Below are 15,532 nucleotides of genomic sequence, written 5' to 3'. Positions count from 1 at the left end.
GAGCGAGATCACCTGCGACGGCGCGTTGACGCGCGGCGTGTAGGTATTGGCCGTGGTGATGCCGTTGATCAGCTTGAGGCCGGTCAGCGACACCTCCGTCCCGATCACGTTGCCGACGTTCTGGATCTGACCGCCAGAGGTAATCGAGAGATTCGGTGCCTGGATGGTCGCGGCGATATTGCCCACCGGTGTGGGCGGATTGATGGTGCCGCCCGTAGCGGTATACGCGCTGCCATACAGTTGCGCGCATTGCTCCGCCGAGCCGCAAGCCCACACATCGTGGCGCTTGTCGCTGCGGAACATGCCGGTCCTCTGGACCCAATGGGAATGCCAGTAGGCGTTCAGCGTCTGCGCGTTGTTGACCACCGGGCCAGCGACATTGATCACCGCATTCGCACCGGCGGAGATCAGGCTGCCGACGTTGGTCAGCGAACCCGCATTGATGTTCAGCTTGTTTCCGGCCGAGATGACCGAGGAGCTACCGGCCTGGTAGTCGACATAGCCTTCGCAGTAGCTCTCCTTGTAGCCGCCCGCCGTCATGCAGCCGGCGTACTGCTCCTTCTTGCCGTAGTTCTCGTGCACCGTGACCGGCGGCGGCAACGTATTGGTAATCGCGCCCTCAACATTGAGCTCGATATTGTTGCCGGCGACGATGTTGCCGGAGTTGTTGGTCAGGCTTTTTGCCGGCGTGGTGGATCCTGCCGTCGAGCCGACGCCACCAATCACGATGTCGTGGCCGGCGATCAGGTTGCCGTAGGTGTTGCTGGTCTGGCCCGCCGCAATGACGAGGTCATTGCCGGCGTAGATCGACGCATTCTGCTCGTGATAGCTGAAGGTCGTCGTGTTCGGATCGTTGCCACGCGGGCGACCGGCTGTACCGCAGGAGGTATCTGGCACGCCGGCCGCGCAGCCAACCTGCGTGGAGAAGTCCTGGCGGGTACCGCCCTGGTTCGTCAGGCTCTGCGCATTGATAACGACGTTGTTGCCGGCGTACAGGATGCCTTCATTGACCAGATTGCCGCCGCTGATGGTCAGGTCGCTGCCGGCGGCGATCAGGCCGAGCGGCATCGACGAAGTGAGGGTGCCGGTCGACGTTGCCGCGGGGGCTTGCAAGTTGAAGTTGTACAGCGGAGGGGTACCAGAATAGGAATCAAAATCGCCCGAATAGGCGATACGACCCAACTCATTCAACGCGTTCAGGAAGGCGGTAAGTTGGCCCTGATCGACCGTTCTGATCGATTGATTGACCATCGTTGGCGCCACAGCGCCATTGGCGAGCGATTGGATGTTCAGCTGGACACCGCCAATCGCCGATATTTGGCCACCGCGATTCGAAAGCTCGTTGGCGACCATGGAAATGGAGCCACCGGCCGAAATAACGCCTGACGTGCCGGGCTGTTGCGTCGTGGTGGTCTGATAGACCTCGGGCAGCAAGACAGTCGGCAACGCCGCCCTCAACGATGGCGCAACCTTCCAACCGTCTCCGTAGATCGTCGAGTTGTTGTCGTCGGTCGTCACCCCAATCGCGATCCGCGTCAACTCGAATGCCACCCTGTCTGCCGTATTTGCGTTCGCACCCATAGGCGCGAGCAGGTCGCCCAGTGTCACCGTTTTAGTCGATTCAACGATTTCACTGCTTTCTTGATCACGGTAGTGGCCCACTGTAACGCTGCCGATCACATTCGAAAGCAACAACTGCCGATCATCGACCCGCGTCGTCGTAGTAGTCTGGCCAGTCGGTGCCGTCTGATCGTTGATCACCCGATTCGCCTGGATCGAAATGTCGCGGCCGGCCGTGATCATCCCGCCGGTATTCTGCAGATCGCCGCCCAGATTGAAGCGAATGTCCCCCGCCGCCTGCGTGACGCCCAGCTGGTTGTCATACCAGCCGCCGTTGACAGCAATCGTTCCTTGCGCCTCCACGGTGCCCCGGTTCGTCGCCGAACCATTGAGCGTGAGGTTGCTGTTCGAATGAATGACAGCGTCGAGCGCGTTGTTGATCGTGCCGTTGATGGTCAGATCGCCTGCACTGATCTGACCGGTGTTGGTGAACATGCCGCCCGTGGCCAGCGTCATCGGCGCCGTGCCGTCGATACGGCCGGCGTTGGTGAAGCCGTTGTAGCCATTGGCATAGACGCCCTGGCCGCCGGTGTTCCACGTCCCGGAGACATAAATCGACCCGGCATTGATGCGAAGCTGGCCGGCCTGGCTGATGGTGCCTTGCGAGGGATCGAACGCCATGTTGGCGGCCGAGATGCCCAGATCGCGTTGGGCCAGGATATGGCCGTAGCCGTTGTAGAAGGAGCCATCGCCGCCGGTCAGGGTCAGCGACATGTCTCCCGTGGCGCCATTCGCCACGTTCGGATTGCCCGCAAAGAGCAGGCCGCCGCCATTGTTCAGCGAAGCGGCCGTGATGTTGAGCGCGTTCAGACCCATCAGCGAACCGCTGTTGGTCAAGCCGCCGGCCACCGAGACCTGCGTGGTATTGCCGTTCACCACGCCGGCATTGGTCAAGCTGCCGCCTTGAATCGTGGTGGTGCTGGTCGAGGCGAGCGAAGCGCCCGCGTTATTGACCACGTTCCCGCCGGAAACGGTCAGATTGCCGCCGGACAATACGTTGCCGGAGTTGGTGACGCCGTTGCCACCATTAAGCGATGCCCCGCCCACCACCAGCACTTGTTGTCCGGTGACGGCAAGTTGATCGGTCGCGCGCGCGTCCAGCGAGCCGCCCACGATGGCATTGCCGACAACGACATGGTTGCCGCTCAGCGTGGTATTGCCGGCGGAGACGACCTGCATGCGGCCAGCATCCAACGTCTGCTGCGCGGCGACCTTGACGTTCTTCGAGCCATCGAGCGAGCCGGACAACATGACGTCGCGTCCAGCCAGATCCACCTGCCCCGCGACGGTGCTGCTGCCGGTCAGCGCAAGCGTCTGGCCGGCCCGCACCGTGGCATCGCCATTGGCCGAGATGCCTGCCACGCTGACATTGCCGCCCGATCCCGTGACATTCACCGCTCCCATCGCGGACAGATTGCCGGTGGTCACATCACGTGCTGCCTGAATGGTCAGATTCCCGCCGGTCGCCACGGGTCCGGCGAACGTTGCGCTGCCCGCTGACGAGGCGACCGCAATATCGCCGACCACCGTGGTCTTGCCGAATGCCGCATCGCCGGCGGCGGTTGCCGTCAGCTTGCCGGCCCCTTCGATACTGCCGAGCGCGATGGCGCCGCCCGAACGAATGCCGATATCCTCGGCAAAGCTGAGCGCGCCGCCGCCGACAACATTGCCGCCAGCGTCGATGGTTGCGCTGCCCAGTCCGAGCAGCGCGCCGGTCAGCGTCATGCCATTGCCCGACGACAGCGTCGTGTCGCCATTGATCAGACCACCCGCGAGCGCGAGATTGGCGCCGGACCTGGCGTTCAGATTGCCAACGACCGTGGTGTCGCCAGTCACGGAGAGATTTCCCGTGGTGGCTGTCAGGGTTGCATCGGCGTTGGCACTGAGCGGCCCGCCGACGGTCAGGTTTCTGCCGGCAGTGGCCGTCACCGCGTCATAGCTCAGTACGCCTCCATTGAGCGCGGCATCGCGCGCTGCCGTGACGGTCGTCGAGCCGCCCGACACAGTGAAACCGCCCACGGTAACGTCGCCGCCACCGCTGGTTCCGTTGGCTGTCAGGCGAATGGTGTCGCCTGCCTGCGCGTCGCCGAGTGACAGGCTGTTACCCGCGGTCGCGGTCAGCGCGCCGTTGGTGGCGGTGGAACCTGTAACGGTCAGATCCCGGCCAGCGGTGAGCGTGGCCTGCGTGCCGAGCGCGGCAGCCGCGGCGGAAAGGTTGCCGCCCGCGCTGATCGTGCCCGCGCCTTGCCCCGCAATACCGCCATCAAGGGCGATGTCACGAGCGGCCCGGATTTCGGTGGAACCAGCCGATGCCACCGCACCGGTAGCGCGCAGATCGGAGCCGGCAGACAGCGTCAGGTCGCCCTGGGTCGCAATGCCGGCGACGTCGACGCGTCCATCTCGTGCCGTGACCGAGAGGTCCCCGACTGTGTTGATATCCCCGGCGACGGCGACATTGCGTCCCGCGCTCAGCGTACCGGCGGCTCCGCTATTGATGGCACCCGCTGCGGAGATGTCGCGCGTAGCCTGCAGCGAAACGTCGCCGATCGCGGTGATCGGGCCTGTCGCCGCGATGTCGCCGCCTCCAGCTGCGCCATTGGCATGGACGGTGAGCCCGCCGCTGACAGCCTGGACCGCGCCCAGTCCGGCCGAGTTGCCCGCCGTTACTGCGACGGTCGCGCCCTGCAGGCTGCCCGTGAGCGCTGTGTCATGCCCGGCCTGCACGGTCGCAGCGTTCGCAAACGCCGCGGTCCCGTTGCCTCGTACATCGCGCCCTGCAACGAGTTCGCCATCGCGCTGTCCCGCGATCGCACCGGTCAAGGCGATATCGCGCCCTGCATGCGCCGACAGCTTGTCGGCGGACGATACCTGTCCTGCGAGGTTGATGTCCTGGCCAGCCGAAGCAGACAAGGAACCATTGGTCACCGCGTTGCCGGAGACGGTGACACTGCCCGTGTCCGCCCGCAGCGCAAGATCGTCAACCGACTGCACCGAGCCGGTCACGGTCACGTCGCGGCCCGCATCGAGCTGGGTGGTTGCACCCGCCGTCAGTGCGCCGCCTACGTTGACATCGCGGCGGCCGGTCACGTTGACGGCGCCTGGCACGCCTACCGTGCCGGTCAGCGCGGCATCGCCCTCGCCTGCACTACCGTTGGCGGCAAGCGTCAGCGTGGTCGAAGACACGACGTTATGCAGCGAGGCGTTATTGCCGCCGATAGCCTCGATTCGATCGGCCTGCATGTTCCCCGTGAGGGCGATGTTGCGGTCTGCCGCGATCTTCAGCGCCTGCGTCATCGATTGCGTGCCGCCACCCAGCACGTCGCGGCCGGCGTGAATCGTGCCCTGGGCCGACCCAACCAGGGTACCGTTCAGGGTGGCATCACGTCCGGCCGTTAGCGCGATGGCGCCCACTGCCGTGGTACTCGCGCCGGTTGTCAGATCCTGTCCAGCGATCGCGTCGAGCGTGCCGCCGCTGTTCAAGCCGCCGGTGGCGTGCAGGTTGCCCTGCCGCGCCAGCACCGACAGATTGCTGACCGACTCGACGGCGCCCGCCACATCGACATGCCGCTGTGCATCCATGACGATGGCACCGCCCGCGGCGACCTTGCCGTCCACGGCGATGTCATGTGCCGCGTCGATGCGTGCGGCACCGCTGGCCGCCGCCGTGCCGGCGATACGGACGTCTCCCGCTCCACCGTTGCCCAACGCTTCGATGTCGAGCGTCGATGCCGATTCGACATTGCGGACGCTGACGGCATTGCCGCCGAAGATTTGTACTGCCTGGCCCTGGATCAGCCCGTCCTGCGCCACGTCGCGGCCCGCGGCGACCGTCGCTCCATTGCCGAACGCAATGGTTCCCGCGCCGGCGACATCGCGCGCCGCCATCACCGCGCCATCCGATTGCCCGTGCAGCACGCCCGAAATGACGACGTCCTGGCCGGCAGACAGCCTGGTTTGCCCGCCCGCGGTCGAATTGCCACCGAGTCGGATATCGGTCCCGGCCCCAATATCGAGGCTGCCCTGGCTCGCAATGGTGCCGTTGCTGGATACCGAACCGCCGGTCGAGTTCAACGTCATGCCGGTGACCGACTGCATGCCGCCATCGACGATGAGATTGCCGGCCGCGGTTGCGCTGACCTCCTCGCCCCCAATGATGGCACCAGTCAGCCTCATGTCCTGGCCTGAGGCAAGCGTCAGCGTCGAACCCGCCTGCACGTCGTGCAACGTGGTGTTGCCGCCGGCCTCAGCCCGAACGGTTCCTCCGCGTAGCGAGCCGGTCAGATTCGTATCGCCGCCTGAGCTGACCTTCGCCGCGAGCCCGAAGGCCGTATCGCCGCCGCCGGCAATTGCGCCGCCAGCCTTGAGCGTGCCGTCACCCTGGCCGACGAGTTTTCCATCGAGCGATATATCGGCGCCAGCGGTCAGCGATGTATGCCCGAGCGCCGTCGTGGACTTCTGCCCCAGCGCGATGTTCTGCGCCGAATCGATCGCCAGATCACCGCCGGCCTGAATATCCCCGGTGCTTCGCAGCGAGCCGCCGCGAGATTGCAGCGAGACGTTGCCGTTTGACTGCAGGTTGCCGGCGATGACAGTATCCCGGCCCGCATCGGTGGTCAGCGCACCCGCGGTTTTCAACGCGCCGTCGACAACGATGTCGCGCGCCGCAGCCAATGTACCGGTGCCAGCGCCCTCCACGGTACCGGCGATCGTGATGTCGCCGCCGTCGGCATTTCCATTGGCACGCACAGCGAGGCTATCGTTCGCCTGAACGTTGGCAAGCGACACCGAGCGGCCGCCGGCGATGTCCACGGCCTTCGCCTGCAAGGTGCCCGCAATATTGGCATCACGCCCGGCATCGATGGTCGCATTGCCGGCAATCGCGTTGGTGCCGCCGAGAATTACGTCGTTGCCCGCCGTGATATGGCCGGCGCCCTTCGCAGACGTATTTCCGATCGTCCGCACGTCGTGACCAGCGCTCAGCGTCATATCGCCCACGACGTTGGTATCGCCGCTCAGCGCGATGTTCCCCGCGGCATTGGCCGTCAGCTTGTCGCCCGCGGTCAACTCGCCGCTCGCGGTGATATTGCCGGTCGTCGCGGACAATGCGAGCGACTTGATCGCCTCGACATTGCCACTGACGCCGATACTGCGGCCCGCCGCGATGGCGACATCGGCGCCGCCGGCGAGCGATCCGCCGATGGCGACGTCCCGCTGCGCGCTCAATGTCGCGCCGCCGACCGACGCTACGTTACCATTCAGTGCGATGTCGCCTGCACCGTTGAGGCCCTGCGCGGCAACATCGAGGGCGCCGCCCGCCTGCACGTCCTTGACGCTGACGCCGTTGCCGGCGCGGATCGCCAGATCGTTGGAAAGGAGCTTGCCACTCAAAGCAACGTCGTTGCCGGCGGTCAGCGAACCGCTTTCGCCAAAGGCGACCGAACCGGCGCCGGAGATATCGCGGCCGGCCTCAAGCGTGCCGCGCTTCTGAGCAATCAGGACACCGGACACATCGAGCCCATTGCCAGCGCGCAGGTCGGCATCGGTGCCCGCGAGCATCGAACCCTCGATGCCGATGTTCCCGCCGGCGTTCACGGATGTGGCTGTCCCGCTGGCGAGCGACCCGGAGACGGTGGTATCGCCCGCCGAGCTCAACGTTGCCTGCTTTCCGGCCGTGACTTGGCCGGACACCACGATGTTCTGTCCTGCCGCTACGCCGAGATCACCGTCCGTGCTGACCTTGCCGTCCGCCGTGACATTGCGCCCTGCTGCAATGGTGGTACCACCCTTGCCAAGCACCGTGCCGCCAGCGGCGATATTGACGTCGCGGCCCGCCTTGCCAGCGACCGACGCCGCACCGAGCTGCGCCGCGACGGTGACATCCCCGGCGGCGTCGAGCATCACAGCGCCTGTCGCCGTGGTCTCGTTCGAAAGGTGAAGGTCACCGGCGACCGCCTTCATCGACAGCGCGCCGCCGCCTTGAAGTTTCCCCGCCTGAAGACTGCCGCCTGCCGAGAGATTCATGTCGCCGCCGGCCTGCGCGTCGGCGATCCGGGCATTGCGGCCCGCATCTACCGCCAAGGTCTTTCCCGCTTGCAGCGTGCCGCTCGACGTCACGTCTCCGTCGGCACTGATCGCGTAGCCTTCCACGCCCAGCTGCGTACCGCTCAGCGCGACGCTTCCGCCGGACCTGAGCGTTGCCTGCCGTTGTGCGGCGGTGGCGGCCAACGTCAGATCGCCATTGGCAGAAATATCGAGATCGCCCGCGTTGGCGGCCAGCTGGCCGTCCATGCGTACACCCATACCGGCAGCGGTGCCGATCACCTGGATCTGTCCGGCGGTGATCGCACCAAAGGCCGTCGCGTCGACCGCATAGCCACGGTTGGCACCGCCATTCGCCGCGACGATGGCAGCGGCGGTATTCGCAGCGCCATTGGCCGAGGTCGCATAGCTCGTGCCGGTATCGCCGATGCTTGCCGTGGCGACCTGCTGCCGGCCGGCCACGATGTTGATGCGATTGCCCGCGTACAGCGGTGCATTGACGCCAACGGTCTCGCCGATCAGGTCGATCGCCCCGACCGTACCTTCGATCCCGGCACCAGGGCCATTGACGCCGCTATTGCCTTCGATCTGGATATGGCCGCCCCGGACGTCGAACGCCAGCGCACGAGCGTTGGCAAAGTCGGTCAATCCACCACCGGGCGCCGACAGGAACTGTGGCCGGCCGGTGGACAGCGTCACACCGATCGTATTGGTAAATCCGACGCCTTGCGTGGCGATGCCATTGGGGTTGGCAATGATGACGTTCGCCGGCGCGCCAAAGACTTCCAGCGGGCCACGGAGATAGGTGGCATAGCCTGTGCCGGTCGAGGTCACCTCGTTCAGGATCGTGCTGGCCGTACGGTTGCCCAGGTTCGGGTTGGCCTCGAGTTGGCCCCCGGTGAGCGACGTGCCGCCCATCAGGCTGTTGTTCAGGATCAGGCCGACGGGGTCGACGTTGAACTGCTGGTATTGATTGACCGAAATGCCCGCGGCGTTCGGGGCCGCAATGTTGACGACCGGCACGCCGCCGCCTGCGCCGGTGGTCTGCGTGATGGTGGGACGGAAGACGATCGGCGCGTTCGGGTCGACGATCGGCGTGGCATGCGCGGCCTGCAGTTCAAAGCGGACCTGGAGCGCGGTGAGCGCGCGCAGCCCCTCCCACATCTCGTCGGTCAAGGCGCGCTGGCCAGCATTCAGCGCACCAGCGGCGCGGCGATCCTGTTCCAGCGAAATGGAGAACGGTGTCAGCCATGTCAGCACGGCGACGCCACCAGCGAGAACGCGCTGCCACAAACGATGGCCGGTGGCAGGCGTCTCGCTGCTACGCTCGTGCAATGCCACGCCGTCGCGTGCGACGTCGCGCGCCACCGCTCCCTGTTCCAGTTGACCGAAGACGACCCGATTACGCTTGTTCATCGCTATGTCTGCGCTTCTTATTGTTTGCCTTGCCTACGGCCGGACTTTTCGCCAGCCGGCGCCCTGTCCCGACACAGGGCGGTGCATTTGAAACGGTGTTGCGTGACTACTGCTGAATGCGGGCGCTCTTCATCAACTCGACCACGACCTGTTCGGTCGCCTTCTGCAGCGCCAGTTGCTCCAGCTGAGCGCGCAGCGGCGTCTTGATCTGGTCATACGGAGGAATCTGCGTCGGGCGCTTGGCGTCGACGCGCAGAATCCAGAAGCTGTCGCCCAATTGGACCGGGTTCGGCGACACACCGCCCTCCGGCAATTGCGTCAGCGCTTGCGCGAGCGGCATTGGCCAGTTCTGTGTATTACCTTCCTGCAGCGGCAGCTTGAACGACACCCAATTCAGCGCACCGCCCTGCGCGGCCGAGGGCCCCTGCCCGTACTGGCGCGCCAATTGCGCGAAATCGGTTCCCTTTCGCAGCTGCTCGAGCACGGTCTGAGCCGTCGCCGCGTCCTTCACCACGATGGCACTGGGCTTGAGCTCGAACTCGCCGAGCGTCGCGACAATGGTGTCGAACTTCGCGCGCACGTCGCTCTCGCTGACGGGCTGCGGCTTGACCGCATCGCGCAGGTACTCCTGCATCATCGCCGTGGTCTTGGCTTGCTCCATTGCGGCCTTCACGCCGGGCCGGACGTCGTAGTTGCGCTTCTCCGCGGCCTGGCGGAACAGCTCGCGGGCGATCAGCTGGTTCTTGACCGATTCACGCAACGTAGGCGTCTCCGGAGCATTGAGCGCCTTGATGGCTTGCTGCAGCTGTTCCTCCGGAATGGGAACACCGTTGACGCGGGCGGCCACCCCAGCGGGCAGCGGGCCTTCCCCCGCAGTCTTCCCGGCAACCCGGGTGTCGGGGGCCGATTTATTTGCGGCGTGAGCCATCGGCGTGGCGGCGGCAAGCACGGCGATGGTCAGGCTTGCGAGGGACGATTTCAGCGGGTCCTTGAAGTTCTTCATGACGCGATTCCTTTGATTCCTTGATGTCTTCGACCTAGATCGACCAATTGAATGTGGCCAGCAATACGGTGGCCTTTTCGCCTAGCAAGGCGGGTTGAATCAGGGCACGGCCCAGCAGCACTTCGGCGGAGAGGACCTGTTGGCGGATCTTCCACTGGGCCCGGACGCCAAGGCCGGCCCCCATCAGCGTGGGCCAGCCGCCTTGGGCCACCAGATGCGCCTTGCCGCCGTCGAGGAAGACGTACGGCTCGATCCGAGCGTCTTGCCAAGCCGGCGCGTTTTGCCACGCCAGTTCGTTGCGCACGTAAAAGCCGCTGTCCCCGGCAATCCCGCCTTCGTTGAAGCCGCGCACGGAGCTCATGCCGCCGAGGAAGATCTGCTGCGTACCGAATAGCGCAACGTCGCTGTATTGCATGCGCGCCAGCCCTCGATAGCCGAGCGATGCGCCCGCGATCGAGCCCAGCGTCGCCTGGAGCGTCGCCGTCGCATCGAGCTTGGTGAACTGGTTGTGCGCTTCGTCCCGGCCGATGCCGTCCGCATCCGCGACCGCGGACAGCCAGCGCAGGCCGCGCGACACGCCGACGTCATAGGTAGACGTGGCGGGCTGTCCCATCGCGGCAAATCGCACCAGCCCATTCAGGGCTGCACGTACCACGGTCAACCGCTGCGGAGACAGGTCGATGCCATTGACGCTGCGTTCGGATCGCGTCTTCGTCAGCGTCAGGTCGAAGCTGGTACGGCCGGCACGCGAGCGTGTCAGTACCGAGTTCCAACCAAAGATCTGGCTGAAGCTTCGCCCCTGGAGCAAGGCGATATCGCCGATGGTCTGCTGGTACTCGGAGACCGACGTGGTGTAACTGAAGGTCTGATAACCGATCGGCACCGCGCTGGACATCACCAGCGCATTGCTGTCGCGCGTGCCGATGAAGTTCAGGCCGATCGATTCCTGCAGGCCGATGAGGTTGCCGGCCTCCGCGCCAAACCGATAGCGCTGCTTACCGGTCTGCGTTCCGCCGTAGTTGTCGAAGCCGATGTCGTAGTAGATCCGATCGCCATAGCGATTCGTGACGGCCACCACCGACTCGCCGGGCGACTGGCCGGGCAGGATTTGCAGCGCGGCCTGATTGCGCCGCAAGCGGTTGATCTGGTCGACGCCCTGTTCGACGTCGGGAAGGCGCAGCACGTCTCCCGGGCTGGCCGGGAATGCCCATGCGGTGCCGGCATCCGTCACCAGTCCGCCGCCAACGGTATCGAACAAACGGGCGCCTTCTGGAACCGGACGCAACGGCGTGCCATTGAGCGTATATCCGGCGATCCTCCCGGCAATGACATTCACCGTCAGCACGCCGGAGGCCAGATTCTGCGGCCCGAGATAGGCGCGCGTGGTAATCAATCCTTCGGCGATGAACGCTTCGGACAGGCGCCTGAGCAACAGATTGACGCGATTGCGGCCCAGGCGTTTGCCGAGGAACGGTGCCGCGATAGCCTCCATGCGGTCCGCCGGCAGGACCTGGTCACCGGTGAAGCGGATCTCGCGGATGGCGAAGGTCGGTTCCACATCAGGCAGCGCTTCGATATCGGTGCCAGGCGGCAAGTCCGGCGCAGAAGGCAATGCGGGCGCGGCAATCTGCGCAGGCGGCTGCTCGGCTTCCTGCTGACGCTCCCGCGCCTTCTGATCCTGCAGCAGGCGCTGCGCCGGGTCCTGTTCGGCCCGTATGGGCGGCAATCCGACCGGCGGCAACGGCGGCACGCCCTGCGCGAATGCCATCGGTGAACCGAACAGCGCCATGCCGGCGCAAAGCAGGCGACGAAGCGGCTTCATCTCACAACCCGATCCAGGATACGAGGCCGAGATGGTTCTGCAGCGTCACAGGCGTACGGTAGGGCAGGCGCAGCGTCACCATACCGCCGGTCGCGCTGACACCGTCCGGCGCCATGAAGGCGCCACCGTCGATCTCGCCGACGCCATCGATCGTCACCTTGCCTGTGCCGGCACGGAACAGTCCACCGCTGTCTGCTCGATAGATGGTGGCCCAGCGGTTGCCGAACCATGCCTTCATGTCGTTTTCGCGGGTGAAGGCCGTATAGCCGGTGACGCCTTGCGCCACGACGCGCGGTGCAGAGAGTTGCAGGCCGCCAATGGCGAGCACGGTGCCGCCTACGTTGTCGATCCGCGTTCCTGCAGACAGCGCGATATCCTTGCCCGCCTGAATCGTTCCGCCAAAGGCCTGGACGGTGCTGGAAGCACGGGACCGGCAGAAGAACACGCAACTGCGGTGAAACGACGCCTGCCCGGTAAAAATGGCTTCGGTACGAAGCGTATCGGTGGCGACGATATCGACAGCACCGTTGTTCGAAAGAATGGACCCGCCGCGATTCAGCACGTTACGCGCGGCGATCCGGACGTCGCCGCCATCGGCGGTCACATAGGCGAGGCGCTCGGGGTCGGCGAGCGAGCCGTAATCCACCGTCATGCCGCTCTCGCGCCGCGAGAACACCAGCCAACGCGGACTCCGGCGCGAGTACGTCAGCTCCTGACCGTTCGCGACCCCTTCGATATGGTCAACGACGTTCGAGAAGTCCCCGCCCCCAGTGATCGCCACCCTCCCGTTCGACAGGATGCGCGCATTGCGGTTGGTAATGTCTCCCGCGGCAGATATCGATACGTCGTCAGCCTGACCGAACAGGATGCCCAGCTGCCTGCCCTGCGTGGTGCGGTTGATGACGTTGCCTCCGGCAATCAATGTCACCGCCCCGGCCGATTTGGCATTGCCCTCGATGCGTTTGCTGCCTTGAACGAGATTGTTCAGATTGACGATGTCGCCTGCGCTCTCGATCAGCACGCCGCTGCTTGCCGAGGCAAGCGTGGTGGAATCGGCGCCGCGGTTCTGCAGGCTCACGGAGGCCGCGTCCAGCACCACCGCGCCGTTGGCCAGCGCGCTGCTGTCCGAGATCGCGAGATCGCCGGCGGCTGCAACGGTGAGGCCCGCACCATTGGCACGGAGGTCCGCATGGCTGAACTCGACGGCGTCCTTTGCATTGACGCTGATGCCATTGGCTGCCGTGAGGCTGTTGTTCGCGATCTGCACGCTGCCGTTCGAAGTCAGCACGAAGTCGCCGTAGGTGGCATTCAGTTCGCCGGCACTGCGTACGCCGGGGCCTTTGTCGGTGACGATCAGCTCGATACGCCCGCTGGACAGGCTGCCCGCCGCGGTGATGTCGATTGCATACTGGCTGGCGGTCCCAGGTTGCGAGGGCGGCGACAGTTGCAGCCACTCGTGGCCGTTATCGGTCGGAGAGAGACCGGTGTCGATGGTGGCCTTGCTGATCCCCGCTGTCAGCCGGGTCACCGCCGTGTGCGACGAGAAGGTATTGGTCACCGGCCCTTGCACGGTGATGTTGCGCGCAAGCAGGTCCAGCGCAATCAGTGCGCCGCTGAGGCCCTGTGGACCCACGACGATACTGCCGCCCGAGGTGTCGAGGTTGACGTTGCGCTGAAGAACTCCGGGCGCGATTTGCACATCGGTAAAGCTGACCTGTCCCGTAGACAGCGCCAGATGGCCTACGTTGACGAACGAACCGCCGTTGACGGTGATGCCGTTCGGATTGGCCAGTACCACGTTCGCGCGCGGGCCGGCGACCGCCACCTCGCCCATGATCAAGCTGGGATTCGTGCTGGTGACCTGGTTGACGATGGTGCGCGCGTTGATGCCGACGTTGTTTAGCGTGGCACCGGCACTGCCCACATCGAAGCGCGAGTAGGTGTTCTGCGAGACCCCGGCTATCGCCGGCGCGATATTGACCGTCTCCCTGCCGTTCGGCCCTATTGCGACGCTGGTGGCCGTGCCCCCGTCCGGCACAATGCCGGCGGCAATGGCTGACGAACTCGCGCCAGCGCTCCATACGCAGACAGCACAAAGGACAGCGGTCAGCACAGCCGGGCTGCCGCAGCAGGTGTAGATATTGACCATGTCAGGCGCGCTGCCCGATGCCGCGGGGCGCGCTCCTCTCGTTATTTTGGCGTTCGCCTTGAAACAAACTTTCGCCGGATTGGCGACCTCTTGTCGGCGTTTACGACCTGGGAGAGGAGGGTCTGAACCCCACTGAAGTTGGGGCGAGCGCTTGGCGGCGCGGTTATTCAGCAGCCGTGTGTCAACGCGCCGATTGGCGCTGGCAGCTCCAGATGCTGCGTTGCCGGCCAGGCGGCGCGTTGTGCCGCATTAAGCTTTGCCGGCTTGCATCCACCGTTCCTATGAAGTCTGGCGATTAATGTGGCACTGGTGATTCCACCGGCCGCTCCCACGTGCGCAATATCGCTCCGTCGGACTGTTGGCCGGTGGCACCCATGCCCCTACACGAGCTCTCCCCAGAATCCCCTGAAAGGGGCCTCGGGGGCGACTAACCGCCATACCTCACCAGAGGCCTTGCAGCGATACCAACGCTCTGACACCCCGAATATGAGGTCGCTACTCGGCTCCCTTACTGGAAGCTGTTCGACCAACCCGGCATCTATCTGCGCTTCAATCCAGACGCAGAAGCGTGAGTATTCGCCGGGTGACTTGAATCCATGGATCCCTGTCCAATTACACGATTTCATGACACAGACAGCCAGCTCCTTCATTGAATAGAGATTCAAGCTGTGGCGGGGGGGTAACGCCTATTTCTTTCAATAGAGACAGCATAAGCGCTAATTCGCCACTACATTTCCGCTATCGTCCTGAAAATCGTAAAAGCTACTGAATGGATCATCGGGCCACTCATCGTCCGTTAAGGAACACGCCTCCAATTGGGAAATTCTCCCATCCTCCCCTAGCCAGACGATAAAACTGACCAGGCCATCTACCGGCTCGCCACGCCTCGCTTTTATAGCGGGCGGATACTGCTTTACCGGGAGGCCGTTATCCTCGCACGGAACGCTGACCGGGTTCGCCGCTTTTGCGCAGATAAAGTCAGTCATAAAGCCACGGCCTGTTGAGCGGCGTTCGGACACAGTGAGGTGCGATATCTGAGCTCGCATGCCTGCAATCCAGTCCGCTTCGCCTTGCAAGGCGAGTCTCATCACTTTCAGTTCAAATGGATCTAGCGCGCGCTTCATATCCCCCTCCATTTCGAACGTGCCCGCTTCAAACTATGTACATTTGCTCCACCCATCGCTCGATCCAGCAGCCACTTGTAACCTGCCGGAAAGATCAATGCGGTCATGAGATAGCATTCTTCCTTGTAAGCTGAAAAATAGGCATCGCATTCTGTCGCGCGAACGGCGAACACATCGCCGGAGTTTTTCCCGAAGTACCACCCTCGCTCCGCCTCCCAACGACGGATCATCAATGCCCTTATGCTGTGCCTGATTTTCATGGCGGCATGGCGGCGTTTACGGCAGGTACGGCTAGAGTCTTGACCATACTGAAGGCGGGACTCCTCCAACACACTCGAGGAAAACATCACCCCATCGCC

At 64.4% G+C, this 15,532-nt stretch carries 6 protein-coding genes; all 6 read right to left on the bottom strand.

Annotated features, from left to right (window positions below; all coding sequences use genetic code 11):
* Positions 1 to 9,075: two-partner secretion domain-containing protein (locus tag HTY53_RS24385; RefSeq protein ID WP_174109166.1), on the bottom strand; the 9,075-nt coding region annotated here is incomplete at its 3' end.
* Between the two features lie 106 nt (positions 9,076 to 9,181).
* The gene (locus HTY53_RS24380; protein WP_174109165.1) at positions 9,182 to 10,078 is read right to left on the bottom strand and encodes a peptidylprolyl isomerase; all 897 of its coding nucleotides are present in this window, start codon (positions 10,076 to 10,078) and stop codon (positions 9,182 to 9,184) included.
* 34 nt (positions 10,079 to 10,112) lie between these two features.
* Complete coding sequence (locus HTY53_RS24375; RefSeq protein WP_174109164.1) at positions 10,113 to 11,867, bottom strand: ShlB/FhaC/HecB family hemolysin secretion/activation protein; 1,755 nt, start codon at positions 11,865 to 11,867, stop codon at positions 10,113 to 10,115.
* Between the two features lie 34 nt (positions 11,868 to 11,901).
* The gene (locus HTY53_RS24370) at positions 11,902 to 14,049 is read right to left on the bottom strand and encodes a filamentous hemagglutinin N-terminal domain-containing protein (RefSeq protein WP_217435743.1); all 2,148 of its coding nucleotides are present in this window, start codon (positions 14,047 to 14,049) and stop codon (positions 11,902 to 11,904) included.
* 716 nt (positions 14,050 to 14,765) lie between these two features.
* Positions 14,766 to 15,173 (bottom strand): hypothetical protein, encoded by a 408-nt coding sequence (locus tag HTY53_RS24365; RefSeq protein ID WP_174109163.1) that lies wholly within the window; start codon positions 15,171 to 15,173, stop codon positions 14,766 to 14,768.
* Positions 15,170 to 15,532, bottom strand: a 363-nt coding sequence (locus tag HTY53_RS24360) for a hypothetical protein (RefSeq protein WP_174109162.1), incomplete at its 5' end; no start/stop codon positions are given. The genes HTY53_RS24365 and HTY53_RS24360, both read right to left, overlap by 4 nt.

Origin of the sequence: Cupriavidus gilardii, from assembly GCF_013314895.1 — a bacterium.
In the GTDB taxonomy this organism is placed as follows: Bacteria; Pseudomonadota; Gammaproteobacteria; order Burkholderiales; family Burkholderiaceae; genus Cupriavidus; species Cupriavidus gilardii_C.
Note: the sequence above shows the minus strand (reverse complement) of the source record. Positions and strands in the feature narration are given on the sequence as shown.

Coding starts and splice junctions, on each gene's coding strand:
- HTY53_RS24380 (WP_174109165.1), bottom strand. CDS start 10,078: ATGAAGAACTTCAAGGACCCGCTGAAATCGTCCCTCGCAAGCCTGACC.
- HTY53_RS24375 (WP_174109164.1), bottom strand. CDS start 11,867: ATGGCGCTGTTCGGTTCACCGATGGCATTCGCGCAGGGCGTGCCGCCG.
- HTY53_RS24370 (WP_217435743.1), bottom strand. CDS start 14,049: ATGGTCAATATCTACACCTGCTGCGGCAGCCCGGCTGTGCTGACCGCT.
- HTY53_RS24365 (WP_174109163.1), bottom strand. CDS start 15,173: ATGAAGCGCGCGCTAGATCCATTTGAACTGAAAGTGATGAGACTCGCC.